Here is a 13,502-nt window from a genome sequence, read left to right as displayed (position 1 = left end):
AAATAGAGAGAATAAAATGGAACAGAAAATTGTTCACGTTGGTGACATTCCGGTAGCGAACGACAAGCCATTCACGTTATTTGCGGGTATGAATGTGCTTGAGTCACGCGATCTTGCGATGCAAATTTGTGAGTACTACGTCAAAGTGACGGAAAAACTGGGTATCCCATACGTATTCAAAGCGTCGTTTGATAAAGCGAACCGCAGCTCTGTGCACTCTTATCGTGGCCCAGGCTTGGAAGAAGGTATGAAGATCTTTCAAGAGCTTAAAGATACCTTCGGCGTTAAAATTATTACCGATGTACATAATGAAGCTCAGGCACAACCTGTTGCTGAAGTGGTTGATGTGATTCAATTGCCGGCTTTTCTTGCACGTCAAACCGATTTAGTTGAAGCGATGGCGAAAACCGGCGCTGTGATCAATGTTAAGAAGCCTCAGTTCATGAGCCCTGGCCAAGTGGGTAACATCGTTGAGAAGTTTGCCGAATGTGGCAACGAAAACATCATTTTATGTGAGCGTGGCTCTTGCCATGGTTACGACAATCTAGTGGTCGACATGCTAGGTTTTGGTGTGATGAAGAAAGCAACGAATGGTAGCCCGGTTATTTTTGATGTGACGCACTCTCTGCAAATGCGCGATCCTTCAGGCGCCGCTTCAGGTGGCCGTCGTGAGCAAACTGTAGAGCTGGCTAAATCGGGTTTAGCAACCGGGATTGCTGGTCTATTTATTGAGGCGCACCCAAATCCAGATCAGGCACGCTGTGATGGACCATCGGCATTACCTTTGGACAAGCTTGAGCCGTTCTTAGCGCAAATGAAAGCACTTGATGACCTGATTAAAGGTTTTGACCATATCGATATCAAGTAATCAACACGCTTTGATTAGGGCTGGTAATGACCAGTCCTTTTTTATGTCTGTTAGTGTCAGTTAATTGACCATGTTATCGAACCATGTTGAGTAAACGCTAACCCTCACACTCCCGCCCTATATCCGCTCAGCTCACAGTGAAACGATTGCCTGTGATCGTTTATTGACTCAATTGCAACTTTGACGCTTTGTTACACATTTGGGGTAATTTTATGGTGATCAATCCGACATAAATATGAAATCAGTCTGTCATGTCACTAATGTTAATTTAAACTAGCTCAAGTTTTACTGCTCGCATCGCACTTTTTTTCGCAAGTACGTCTATTCAATTGAGAGCAGTATAAAAAAGCAGTGGCAATCCTATAAGCTCAAAAGGTATGACAATGAAGCAAGGCCTGATCGTAAAAAGCGCAATTAGCGCAGCAATTTTGGCAACTCTCGCTGGTTGTGCGACAGCACCTCAGCATGAGTGGGAAGCAGACAAAACTTATAAGTTGACCGTTCTACACACCAATGACCATCACGGTCGTTTCTGGCAGAACAAATACGGCGAGTACGGAATGGCGGCACGTAAGACTCTTATTGATGAGTTGCGTGCTGACATCGAAGCTGAAGGTGGCGTTTCGCTACTACTATCAGGCGGTGATATCAACACAGGTGTACCTGAGTCTGATCTGCAAGATGCAGAACCTGACTTTAAAGGTATGACCAAAATTGGTTACGACGCGATGGCGTTGGGCAACCATGAGTTCGATAATCCTCTCGACGTATTGTTTAAGCAGAAAGAGTGGGCTGATTTCCCAATGTTGTCTGCCAACATTTACGACAAGGCAACTGGCGAACGTATGTTCCAGGCCTACCAAATGTTCGATAAACAAGGCATCAAGATCGCGGTTATTGGTCTAACGACAGAAGACACGGCGAAAATTGGTAACCCTGAATTCATTGGTGGCATCGATTTTCGTGATCCGAAACAAGAAGCGAAAAAACTGATCGCTGAACTGGAAGAGACCGAAAAGCCAGATCTGATCTTCGCGGTGACGCACATGGGGCACTACGAAGATGGCAAACGTGGCATTAATGCGCCAGGCGATGTCGCTCTTGCTCGCTACCTAAACGAAGGCTCTCTCGATATGATCGTCGGTGGTCACTCTCAAGAGCCAGTGTGTATGGAAGCGCCAAATGTTGTTAAACAGAACTTCAAGCCTTCTGATGAGTGTAAGCCAGATATGCAAAACGGCACTTACATCGTTCAGGCGCATGAATGGGGCAAGTACGTAGGTCGTGCCGATTATGAATTCCGTAACGGTGAACTAGAAATGGTCAGCTACGACCTTATTCCGGTTAACTTGAAGAAGAAAATTAAAGTCGACGGTAAGAGCCAACGTGTTCTGATTGAAGATGAAATTGCACAAGATCAAGAGTTGCTAGAGTTCTTGCGTCCATACCAAGAGCAAGGTCAAGCGCAGTTGAACGTTAAGATTGCTGAGACCAATGGCAAGCTTGAGGGTGACCGTAACGTGGTTCGTTTCGAGCAAACTAACCTAGGCCGTCTCATCGCAACTTCTCATATGGAACGTGCAAAAGCAGACTTTGCCGTCATGAACTCGGGTGGTGTACGTGATTCAATTGAAGCGGGCGATGTTACTTACAAAGACGTGCTGACCGTTCAACCTTTCGCTAATATCCTGACTTACACTGATATGACAGGTAAAGAAGTGTTGGACTACCTAAACGTAGTCGCGACTAAACCGGTTGATTCTGGTGCTTACGCTCAGTTTGCTGGCATCTCGATGACGGTTGCTGACGGTAAAGTGTCGAACGTATTTATTGGTGGCAAGCAGCTGCGTCTTGATGAGACTTACCGTTTCACGGTACCAAGCTATAACGCTGCAGGTGGCGATGGTTACCCTAAACTAAGCGATCATCCAGGCTACGTGAATACTGGCTTTGTTGATGCCGAAGTACTGAAAGAGTATCTAGAAGCAAACAGCCCTGTTGATGTGAACAAGTATGCTCCTTCTGGCGAGATGATGTACAAGTAAGTTGACTCTAACTTGTAAAAGTCTTTAATCTAAAGCGCCACTCATTCGAGTGGCGTTTTTTGTATGCCTTGTTTGAAGGAGGGAGTATGACTCCAGCAATTAATCTCGCCAAAAAGAAAAAAGTCCCTCATGAGATTCATCAGTACCAGCATGATTCGCGTGCCGAAAGCTATGGATTAGAAGCGGCAGAGGTGCTGGGCCAAGATCCAGCGAAGGTGTTTAAGACGTTGCTTTTTAGTCTCAATGGGGAAGCTAAGAATTTGGCTGTCGCGATCATCCCTGTCGATCAAAAGCTAAACCTCAAACTGGCAGCCAAAGCGGCGCAGGCTAAAAAGGCTGAGATGGCGGATGCGGATATCGCACAAAAAATAACGGGATACGTTGTTGGCGGTATTAGTCCGCTTGGACAGAAGAAAGCTCTGCCAACCTTCATCCATCAAAGTGCATTAACACAAGGTACTATTTGTGTCAGTGCGGGTAAGCGAGGGCTAGAGATTGAATTAGCACCGCAAGATCTTGCAGCATTAACCAGAGCACAGTTTGTTGAGTTGTGTATATGACTTTAAGGGCGTGAATCGCAGCTAAGTGTTTGAAGAGACCAAAAAGAAGGGTTGACGCATAGACGTCAACCCGAAAAATTTAACTCGAAACTCGAAACTCGAAACTCGAAACTCGAAACTCGAAACTCGATTATCTCACTTCTTCTTCCATTTGCGCATTGTCGACAACGTGATTTTCACCAAGCTCTTGCGGTAGTACAAGGTTAAGCACAATCGCAACGATACCACATAGGCTGACACCTTGTAGGCTAAACTCGCCAATGCCAAAGGCCATGCCACCGATACCAAATACAAGTGTAATGGCAACAATAACTAAGTTGCGAGATTTGTGCAGATCCACGTTGTTCTTGATCAGTGTATTCAGGCCAACGGTGGCGATAGAACCAAACAGCAGAATCATAATTCCACCCATGACTGGCATTGGAATGGTTTGCAGTGCTGCGCCCAGTTTACCGACTAGTGCAAGAACAATCGCCGTCACGGCTGCCCATGTCATGATGACAGGGTTGAATGCCTTGGTTAACATCACCGCCCCAGTAACTTCTGAATAGGTGGTGTTTGGCGGAGCGCCAACCATAGACGCCGCAATCGTTGCTACCCCGTCACCGGTGATAGTGCGATGCAATCCCGGCTTCTTGAGATAGTTCTTGCCAGTAACATTTGAAATCGCCAACATATCACCAACGTGTTCGACCGCTGGTGCAATCGCAACAGGGATCATAAACAGAACGGCGTTGATGTTGAATTCAGGCAGAGTAAAGTTAGGCATCGCCAACCAAGCGGCTTGATGAACCGGCGTAAAGTCTACAATACCGTAAGCCAAGCTCAGGGCGTAACCGACCACGATACCACCCAAGATAGGGGTCAGCTTAAGGAAGCCTTTGGCAAAAACACTTAGCCCTATAGTGGTTAGAAGAGACGCGCCAGCAATAATCAGTGAGGCGTCAGCATTGATCAATTGTGTACCATCGCCACCTTTACCTAGTGCCATGTTGACTGCGACAGGGGCCAAACCAAGACCAATCACCATAATCACTGGGCCAACAACAACGGGTGGCAGTAATTTATGAATGATTTCAACGCCACGCACTTTAATCAATGTCCCCATCGCCACATAAACAAAACCCGCGGTCATAAGGCCACCCATGGTCGCCGGGACACCCCAAGTTTGCACGCCGTATAAAATAGGAGCAATGAAAGCAAAAGAAGAAGCGAGGAAAATAGGCACACTGCGACGAGTGATGATTTGGAAAATAAGGGTACCGACACCAGCACCAAAAAGTGCCACACTAGGATCAAGCCCGGTTAATAGCGGCACCAACACCAATGCACCAAACGCAACGAAGAGCATTTGTGCACCTTGAATGGCATTTCTCATGTTGTTATTCCTTTATCCTTTAGATGGCGAGTCTCAGAGCAACTATCTGCTCAACGAAAATAAAATTCGCGCGATTCTATCACCTTGGCAATCGATTGCAATCTGAACTAGATCAAATGTTCTAGGAATAGATGATGACAATGATAAAAGATGGTATTGGATTACGCAGAGTTTCGATGGATAAGTGAGGGGTTTTGTTGCTCCGGTAGCGATAGTTGCTTATCATCGTACCTTAACGTTGAAAAAGCGGATTTTAGGAATTCTATGCGTCATATAGCACTGTTTGTTTTAGGGCTGATTGCTCTACCTGCCATGGCCTTAACCAATGTCGACTTGTATCGCAGTGAAGTTGTGATTGACCCGTCGGCTCACAACGCGGATGTCCAAGCGCGCGTGGAAGGTATGAAAGAGGTACTGATCAGAGCCTCTGGTGACGTCAATGCGCCAGAAAATGAAGTGGTCAAGAAAGCACTTGGCCAAAGTGCTCAGTACTTAGCGCAATTGAGTTACGGGCAGTCTGCTGATCAGCAAACATTAAAAATGGTGTTTAGCGCACCACATATTCGCTCTTTGCTTAGTCAAGCACAGTTGCCAATGTGGTCTGCTGCGCGGGCCAATGTGTTGGTTTGGCTTGTTGAAGAACAAACAGAGCGTAACATCATTTGGGAGCATTCACCGTCGGCGATATTCGATCAGATAAAATCCCGAGCTCAGCAGCGTGGTTTACCTTTGACGGTGCCGGTTGGTGATTTCGATGATATCACTGGTGTGGCGGTTTCCGATCTTTGGGGTGGGTTTATCCAACCTGTTGGTGAGGCGAGCAAGCGTTATCCAGTTGATGCTGTGTTAGTGGTCAAAGCGCAAGGCAATAATCTGCGTTGGACACTTTACGACCAAAAGCCAGCGACGATTGGTATTACTCGTCAAGCACCTTTGTCGGGCACAAATAGCGGCAGCGACGCGGCGAGTAAAATGATTGATCAGCTTAGTGATTACTTTGCTAGCAAGAGCGCCGTTATTGTGGCCAGTGAATCATCACAAGCCATTAAGGTTCGTTTTACCGAGCTTAATGATGCAGTAAGCTTCTTTACCTTGGAAAATCAGCTTAAATCGCTCAGTTCAGTGGCGTCTTTGGATATTCTTAAGATTCAAGGCAATCAAGTGACGTTTAATGTCCATCTGTTATCTTCAGAGCAAGAATTTAAGCAGGAAGTGAGTCGTCTTAGTGATGTGATGCCGCTAGAAAGTATCACCGAAACACCACCAGTGGTTGCGCCGGAGCCAAGCATTGAAGTGCCAAGCGACAATCTTAGCGAGCCACAAGCAACGACTGACAGTGAGGCGCTCATGCCCCAGGCTTTGCCAACAACGCCCGTGCTTGAAGTGATACCTGCAGAAATGATCATGCAATTTGAGTGGCAGGGGCAGCCTTATGTCATGCCTACCCCAGCAGTAGAGACTGAGCCTACAGAGCCCGAGTCGGAATCCAGCGTTTTAACCCGCTAGTTCAGCAACACAAACATCAATAAAAAGGTCTGGCACTGCCAGACCTTTTTTGAATTTTGCGTGTTTGACTCTCGAAACAAATATTAATGCTCCTTGGACTCAAAGCGCGCTTGCTCTTCTTTTTCGACTTTCGATAGACGTTTGAGCTTTAGGCCCAACTCTTTTCCTCGAGCTCGGGCATAAAGAATATTGCCAGCAAATGCTGCTGTAGTGAGTAGCAGCTCGACAACGGCTAACCAACGCTCGCCATTATCGACGTAAAGAAGAGTAAAAGCGTGCAAAAAATAGAGCATCAAGACAAAATTGGCCCAAGCGTGGGTATAGGGCTTACCGACTAAAATGCCAGGCAGCGGCAGCAACAGTGGGATGGCCCAGGCTATCGCCAATGTGGTACTGCTGATATGCGGATGCGGTGAAAGAGACATTTGCCACAGCACTATCCACGCCAAGAGCGCTAAATTGCCAAACAGTGCTAACAAGCGGTAAAGCTTGGTGGTGGGTTGCATCGCTTGCATTTAATCTTCCTTCATTTTTAATGCGGTTCGAGCCAGTCTTTTTCCGAGTTGCTGGGCTAATTCTATTTCATCTGCGGTTAAGCTCGAACCATGTTGTGCAACCGAGGTCGCGCCATACGGTGTGCCACCCGATTGAGTCGAATGTAATTTTGGCTCAGAATAAGGGATTCCTAAGATCATCATGCCATGGTGAAGTAGCGGCAGCATCATACTTTGCAACGTAGTTTCTTGTCCGCCATGTAAGCTTGACGATGAACTGAACACACAAGCTGGCTTATCGATCAGATCGCCTGCAATCCACAGCGGGGTTGTTTTGTCCCAGAAGTGTTTAAGCGGTGCCGCCATATTGCCGAACCACACAGGGCTGCCCATGGCGAGAGCGTCACACTGTTTCAATTCTGCTAGCGATAGAACAGGATCAGCCGCCGGGGTTTCGTTATCAATTTCAGCAACGGTGCGCAGCAGAGCCTCGCAGTTTGGAATCGACTCAACTCCGCGTGCGATCTGCCTTGCGAGTGATTGCGTTGCGCCATGACGGCTATAGTAAAGAATGACAACTTGGCCGATCATAAGATCTCTAATACTTGCTCTGGTGGACGGCCATGTCTGGCTTTGCCATTAGCGACCACAATCGGGCGCTCAATCAATTTAGGGTGTTCTGCCATGGCTTTAAACAGTGTCTCATCGTCGGCCGATTTGAGTTCGAGCTGTTTATAAATCTCTTCTTTGGTACGCATCATGTCACGAACATCAGTGATTTCGAGCTGCGTCATTAAGGTTTTAAGCTCATCGACACTAGGTGGCGTCTCCAAGTATGTGATCACCTGTGGATGTACATTATTGACTTCAAGTAGTGTCAATGTCTGACGACTTTTTGAGCAGCGAGGGTTGTGGTATATCACGACTGACATAGTGAATCTCCGAGTATTATTTATTGTAGTGCCAAGAATCGGTCACGTTGCACCATGAGTTGGTCAATCCGCGCATCATATCTGGCTTGTTTTAAGCTTCCAAGTTCAGCGAGTTGACTAGCTTGAGTGTAATATTGGATCGCTTTGTTCCAGTTGGCCTTAAGGGCAAGAATCTCTGCTCGAGCAGCTAAGTCTTCATCACTAATCCCTAAGTTGATATTAGCATCCGAGAGTAAGCTCCAACCATTAATGTCATTAGGATAATCATGGGTGTAGCGTTGCAGTACTTTAATCGCCTGCTCGTTTTTATCTTGCTGAATCAGAGCATTCGCATAATTAATGCTTAGTACTGGGTTATTGGGCGCCGACTTGAGTGCGCTAGCCAACAGGGATTGGGCTTGTTCTTCTTGATTTAGTCCGATATACACATCGGACATAGCATCAAGATAGAAACGATTGTCTGGGTCTTGTTTTAACAAGCGCTGTAAAATCACACTCGCCTTCTCATATTCTTTATTGTCGAGCAGGACCAAGGCTTTGCCATACTGAAACGCCACTTTAACACTCGGTTGGGCGCTCTTTTCGGTACGGACGAACCAATCGTTGGCCGCTTTGCCATCAATGCCAGCGTAACGAGCCACAATACGCGCTCGCGCTAAATGATAGTTTAATGACGGATCGACCCGACGCGCTGGATAGTTTTGTGCTCGAGCGCGACTATCGGTAACGCGGTCTTCTGGTAATGGGTGAGTGAGCAGCATGGGTGGTGGTTTGCTTGCATAGCGGTATTCATCAGCAAGGCGACCAAAGAAGCGTGGCATGGCATTGACATCAAACCCTGCACTGGCCAAGGTACTAATACCAAAGCGATCTGCTTCTTTTTCGTTGCTGCGTGTGTAGTTGATTTGGCCTTGAATATTGCCTGCAGTTGCAGCCGTCATGGCCGCCATTCCCGCTTCCGGTGCGGCAATCGCAAGCAATAGCGCGCCCACAAGAGCTGCCATGTTCGCGGGTGAGCGACGAGCTTGATCTTCCATGCTTCTGGCTAAGTGGCGCTGAGTGACGTGGGCAATTTCATGTGCCACAACAGAAGCTAACTCACTTTCGCTTTGTGCATGAAGAAACAGCCCTGAGTGGAGGGCCACATAGCCACCAAAAAAGGCAAACGCATTAATATTGCGATCGCGGATCATAAAAAAAGTAAACGGGGTTTTGACATCTGACGCGTTGGCAACCAGTCGATGGCCTAGGCTCTCTATATACTCATTAAGGACCGGATCGCTAACGATCGGTTGGCTGCTGCGCAGCATTCGCATGTAGGCATCGCCGTACTGAATTTCTTGGGCAATGGTTAATGTGCTGCTGGCCGTGGTACCAATATCTGGAAGATCTAAGCTGTTAGCTTGTACTGGTATCGGAGTGCTTAACGCGGCTGCTATAGATAAGCAGACCAATGAACGCGTACGTTTAAACATAGATGAACGATGATGCTCCCTTGAGTTCTTTTCCATCACACACTGGTTTATACAGCGATGATTATAGGCTTGGACACCATACCACAGCAAAGGTTTCCTCGCGCCACAACAGTGAATTTGACTTGGTTGTCAAAATTGGTCAGAACAGTGTACTACGATGACTATTTGCACTGACGCTTAGAAAAAAACACTATACAATATCCAACGGTAATAATAAGCATCGAGCCACAGAATGGAACCGAATATTTTGGATTTACGCCATCAACGTTGCCCATTGGCACTGTTACTTGCTAAACGTCACACAAATGGCCTGCAGCAGGGGACCAATATCGACATTCTTATCTCTGATCCGAGCTCGATGCGTGATATTACGCGTTATCTTCAACAGCACGCATTCACGCTTAGTTGTGAAGAAACAGAAGGTTACTATCGTATGCAAGTCACTAAGGAATCTTGTTGAATGTTTGAAATGGTGAGTCGTTGGTATAAGCGACGTTTTTCTGATCCACACGCAGTAAGTCTTGTTGCGATTCTTCTGTTTGGCTTTATTACCATCTACTTCTTTGGCAACTTGATTGCGCCATTGCTAGTGGCCATTGTCTTGGCGTACTTGTTAGAGTGGCCCGTTGTTCAGCTCTGCCGGATAGGAATACCACGCACGCTGTCAGTGCTGGTGGTGATCCTTGGTTTCATTAGTTTAATGTTGGTCGCCATCTTTGGTTTAGTGCCAACGATTTGGCATCAGGTTGGCAATCTGATTAACGATATTCCGAGTATGTATGGCGGCCTGCAAGAGTTTATCGCGCAGGTGCCACATCGTTACCCAGAACTGGAAAACCTCAAGATTGTCGAGTCCTTGGTGACCAATGCGAAAAACCAAGTAATTAATATGGGTGAAACGGTAGTTAAAGGTTCGCTAGCCTCTTTAGTCAGTATTGCGACTTTGGCTGTCTACTTAATTTTAGTGCCGCTGCTAGTGTTTTTCTTACTTAAAGATAAGCGCGAAATGATTGAGATGGCGAGTGGCATGCTACCGCGTAATCGTCGCTTGGCATACAAAGTGTGGTATGAGATGAATGATCAAATCTCAAATTACATTCGCGGCAAGGTGATGGAGATTTTAATCGTTGGTGGCGTTAGCTACATCACGTTTGCCATTCTTGATTTGCGTTACTCGGTATTATTAGCAGTGGCGGTCGGTTTATCTGTATTGATTCCTTATATTGGTGCTGCTGCGGTGACGGTACCTGTTGCGATTGTGGGCTTATTCCAATGGGGATTAACACCACAATTCTACTGGCTGCTGATTGCGTACGGCATCATTCAGGCGCTTGACGGTAATGTCTTGGTCCCCGTGCTGTTTTCCGAAGCGGTAAACTTACACCCGGTGGCGATCATTGTTGCGGTGCTGGTTTTCGGTGGACTTTGGGGCTTTTGGGGCGTCTTTTTTGCGATTCCACTGGCCACTTTAGTTAAAGCTGTATGGAATGCGCTGCCAAGTCACGAAGAAGAAGTCGCTGGATAATTACTTTCTAATTAGCCAATTAGCTGCATATGAAGCCTCAAAGCACTGCTTTTGAGGCTTTTTTTTGTGCCAGAGTTGGCATTTTTGACTAATATGGAATTTACTTAAGTAAGGAAATGTAAAAAAATTCTTAAGGAAAGGTTAGGCTGGGCGATAACTATATTAACTATTATAACAATAAGCTTGCTGACTAATTGAGGGAAGATATGAAATTTAGCCAAAAAATCGTTGCGGCTTCATCTGCACTACTCTTAGTCACAGTGACTCTGTTGTCGATTCAGCAACTAAGTACTGTGAAAAAAGAAGTAGAGGCACTTGTCGATACTAGCCTCACCGAAATGGTGAAAGGGGTTAAAAATACCGTAACATCAGAAATGGACAGTAAAAAGTCTTTAGCTCAGTCAACGACGGAAGTGATTGAACTTGATCCACAAAATCGCCAACGAGTTAAAGATATTCTAGAAAAGCCAGAGCTTAAAGGTAGCTTCCTGGCGGTTGGTTTTGGCTATGAAGCCGATGGCTTTGTGGTTGAGAATGATGATGGCTGGGAAGCCGGGCCAGATTACGACCCACGTATCCGCCCATGGTACAAAGACGCTAAGGCGCAAGGCACCTTGGTTGTCACGGCCCCTTATATTGATGTGTCATCGAAGAAAGTCATTATTTCTGTCGGCACACCGGTTAAAGAAAATGGCAAATTTATAGCTGGTATGTTCTATGATTTAGAACTCGGTGGTTTGGCCGATTTAGTTAACAGCGTCAACTTGTTAGATGCAGGTTACCTCTTTATTGTCACGGCTGACGGTACAACAATTGCTCACCCAGACTCGGCGAATAATGGTGAAAACCTCACCAAGTATCTCCCGCAAGCGAGAGTTCAGGCGGGTAATCAGCGTTTTGAACAAGAGGGTAAAAAACTGCTGGTACACTTTACAGAAGTCCCGTCTGAAAACTGGTATATCGGCGCGGTCGTTGATGAAGATATTGCTTTTGCCGCCGTCACGGATATGCGCAACAGTTCCATTTTGTATGTCGTGATTGGGGTTATCCTCAGCGTCGTCGTACTGAGCTTCTTAATCAAAGCTCTGATGCGTCCGCTTGCTGTGCTTAACGATGCAATTAAGGATGTTGCGTCTGGACAAGGGGATCTAACTAAACGTTTAGATACCAACACAGACAAAGAGTTTGCCGAGTTAGCTGAGGGGTTCAATACCTTTACCGAAACTTTGCAGAAACAGTTACAACAATCAAAAGCGATTGGCGCTGAAATTCTGCGTGGCACGGAAATGACGGTCAGTGGTGTGCAAGAGTCGGCAACGGCAATGCGTAGTCAGCTTGAAGAGCTAGAACAGCTCGCAACTGCGATGAACGAAATGGCGGTCACGGCGACAGAGGTTGCCAATAATGCTCAGGGCGCCGCTGCCGCTGCAAAAGAAGCCGATGATGCCACCATTGATGGCTCATCTGTAGTAAGTCAAACCACTGTCTCGATAGACAACTTGTCTGCTCGTATTGATCAAGCGGTTGAAGAAGTTCACGGTTTAGAGTCGGCAACGGCCAACATCGAAACCATTTTGAAAGTCATCAACGACATTGCCGATCAAACCAACTTATTGGCACTGAATGCGGCAATTGAAGCGGCGCGTGCCGGTGAGTCTGGTCGCGGTTTTGCGGTAGTGGCTGATGAAGTCCGTACCCTTGCCCAACGAACACAAGAGTCAACAACCGAAATTCGTAATATGATCGAGCAGTTGCAAGCTGGTGCAAGCTCCGTTTCGGCAGCGATGACAGAGAGTAAAAACACCGCGATTGATGCCGTGGATAAAGCGCAAGCCGCTGATGGTGCATTGCAGCGTATTCGAGAAGCAATTCAGCGCATTAGTGATATGAATATGCAGATTGCTTCGGCGGCTGAAGAACAAAGTTTGGTTGCAGAAGAGATCAACAGTAACACTGTTAAAATAAAAGACCTGTCGACACAAGTAGCAGAGTCGGCTGAAAACTCAAATATCGCCATGCAAGTACAGACGGAAAATGTACGCGAGCAAGATGCGATTTTGAATAAATTTATCGTCTAAGCACTGAAGAGAAAAAGAACGCCAGCACGTATTGCTGGCGTTTTATTGGTTGGACAAATGAAAGAAACAGCGATTAGTTGATTGACAACGGCTGTGCTGCAAAACTACTCCCTACTTTAGGAACAAATGACCACAAAAAACCCACATCGACATCGTCATTTAATTCAGGACATTTTGTAATGAAGGGATAGTAGATAGAGCCAAGCCACTTAGCAAGTAAACACAATTCGGTATTTTTGAATTGTAATAAAAAAGATCCCTGTATCGATGGTATTCTCCTAAACGTATAGCTATCCAAGCTATCCAAGTTATTCGCATTACCCAAATTCTTAAGATAACAAGTGGATGCATATGGAGCGGTGAGATCTCCATATTTAAATTGAATACATAAATGTTTTTTCTTGTTATATAGAATAACACCGCCATTAGCGAATATAGGATTCCAAGTTGAATGGTCTAAATAAGATGGATCTAAATAATATGGTTCCTGAAGCTTAATCTGATAATCTTCGTAGTAAGCAACGATTAATGCCCCATATTTATGAGACATTATACCTATGTCACTTTCCACCCTAAAAGTATCTACTGCATAAGCATTATTATAAATAAAAAAAATTAGTATAAAAATAAATTTCATAAAT

General features: G+C 45.9%; 13 protein-coding genes. 7 read left to right on the top strand and 6 right to left on the bottom strand.

Features of this window, described 5'->3' with window-relative positions; translation table 11 throughout:
- The first annotated feature begins 16 nt into the window (after positions 1 to 16).
- From kdsA to ybaK, 3 genes are all read left to right on the top strand, one after another.
- Positions 17 to 868 (top strand): 3-deoxy-8-phosphooctulonate synthase, encoded by an 852-nt coding sequence (gene kdsA / locus ViNHUV68_RS10335; RefSeq protein ID WP_038173041.1) that lies wholly within the window; start codon positions 17 to 19, stop codon positions 866 to 868.
- Positions 869 to 1,251: 383 nt separating this feature from the next.
- On the top strand, positions 1,252 to 2,913 hold the full coding sequence (ushA, locus tag ViNHUV68_RS10330; RefSeq protein WP_391087964.1) for a bifunctional UDP-sugar hydrolase/5'-nucleotidase UshA: 1,662 nt from the start codon (positions 1,252 to 1,254) through the stop codon (positions 2,911 to 2,913).
- An 86-nt stretch (positions 2,914 to 2,999) separates the two neighbouring features.
- Positions 3,000 to 3,473, top strand: coding sequence for a Cys-tRNA(Pro) deacylase (ybaK, locus tag ViNHUV68_RS10325; protein WP_391087962.1), 474 nt, complete (start codon positions 3,000 to 3,002; stop codon positions 3,471 to 3,473).
- A 130-nt stretch (positions 3,474 to 3,603) separates the two neighbouring features.
- On the opposite strand, the gene ViNHUV68_RS10320 is transcribed toward ybaK, so the two are convergent.
- Positions 3,604 to 4,851: a solute carrier family 23 protein gene (locus ViNHUV68_RS10320; RefSeq protein ID WP_391087959.1), complete on the bottom strand. Its 1,248-nt coding sequence runs from the start codon at positions 4,849 to 4,851 to the stop codon at positions 3,604 to 3,606.
- Positions 4,852 to 5,115: 264 nt separating this feature from the next.
- Between ViNHUV68_RS10320 and ViNHUV68_RS10315 the strand changes: the two genes are divergently transcribed.
- Positions 5,116 to 6,357 carry a DUF2066 domain-containing protein gene (locus ViNHUV68_RS10315; protein WP_391087956.1) on the top strand — a complete coding sequence of 414 codons (1,242 nt, stop codon included), beginning with the start codon at positions 5,116 to 5,118 and terminating at the stop codon, positions 6,355 to 6,357.
- Positions 6,358 to 6,440: 83 nt separating this feature from the next.
- Here ViNHUV68_RS10315 and ViNHUV68_RS10310 read toward each other — a convergent pair whose 3' ends face one another.
- From ViNHUV68_RS10310 to ViNHUV68_RS10295, 4 genes are read right to left on the bottom strand one after another with little or no spacing between them, the layout of a single operon-like run.
- The gene (locus tag ViNHUV68_RS10310) at positions 6,441 to 6,872 is read right to left on the bottom strand and encodes a DUF2069 domain-containing protein (RefSeq protein ID WP_038173036.1); all 432 of its coding nucleotides are present in this window, start codon (positions 6,870 to 6,872) and stop codon (positions 6,441 to 6,443) included.
- A complete protein-coding gene (gene wrbA, locus ViNHUV68_RS10305; RefSeq protein WP_391087953.1) occupies positions 6,873 to 7,442 on the bottom strand; it encodes an NAD(P)H:quinone oxidoreductase in 570 nt (189 codons plus the stop codon). It lies immediately after the preceding gene.
- The gene (gene arsC / locus ViNHUV68_RS10300) at positions 7,439 to 7,783 is read right to left on the bottom strand and encodes an arsenate reductase (glutaredoxin) (protein WP_038173034.1); all 345 of its coding nucleotides are present in this window, start codon (positions 7,781 to 7,783) and stop codon (positions 7,439 to 7,441) included. Before arsC ends, wrbA begins: the two co-directional genes overlap by 4 nt.
- A gap of 20 nt (positions 7,784 to 7,803) precedes the next feature.
- Positions 7,804 to 9,258 (bottom strand): M48 family metalloprotease, encoded by a 1,455-nt coding sequence (locus ViNHUV68_RS10295; protein ID WP_391087950.1) that lies wholly within the window; start codon positions 9,256 to 9,258, stop codon positions 7,804 to 7,806.
- Between the two features lie 232 nt (positions 9,259 to 9,490).
- Between ViNHUV68_RS10295 and ViNHUV68_RS10290 the strand changes: the two genes are divergently transcribed.
- The 3 genes from ViNHUV68_RS10290 to ViNHUV68_RS10280 all read left to right on the top strand — a co-directional run bounded on the left by ViNHUV68_RS10290 (position 9,491) and on the right by ViNHUV68_RS10280 (position 12,861).
- Positions 9,491 to 9,718, top strand: coding sequence for a sulfurtransferase TusA family protein (locus ViNHUV68_RS10290; RefSeq protein ID WP_038173032.1), 228 nt, complete (start codon positions 9,491 to 9,493; stop codon positions 9,716 to 9,718).
- Positions 9,719 to 10,783, top strand: coding sequence for an AI-2E family transporter (locus ViNHUV68_RS10285; RefSeq protein WP_391087947.1), 1,065 nt, complete (start codon positions 9,719 to 9,721; stop codon positions 10,781 to 10,783).
- 206 nt (positions 10,784 to 10,989) lie between these two features.
- Entirely contained in the window at positions 10,990 to 12,861 is a 1,872-nt protein-coding gene (locus tag ViNHUV68_RS10280) for a methyl-accepting chemotaxis protein (RefSeq protein WP_038173029.1), read from the top strand.
- A gap of 73 nt (positions 12,862 to 12,934) precedes the next feature.
- On the opposite strand, the gene ViNHUV68_RS10275 is transcribed toward ViNHUV68_RS10280, so the two are convergent.
- On the bottom strand, positions 12,935 to 13,498 hold the full coding sequence (locus ViNHUV68_RS10275) for a hypothetical protein (RefSeq protein WP_391087945.1): 564 nt from the start codon (positions 13,496 to 13,498) through the stop codon (positions 12,935 to 12,937).
- Positions 13,499 to 13,502: the final 4 nt, after the last annotated feature.

Source organism: Vibrio sp. NH-UV-68 (genome assembly GCF_042940635.1).
GTDB lineage: Bacteria > Pseudomonadota > Gammaproteobacteria > Enterobacterales > Vibrionaceae > Vibrio > Vibrio pacinii.
Note: the sequence above shows the minus strand (reverse complement) of the source record. Positions and strands in the feature narration are given on the sequence as shown.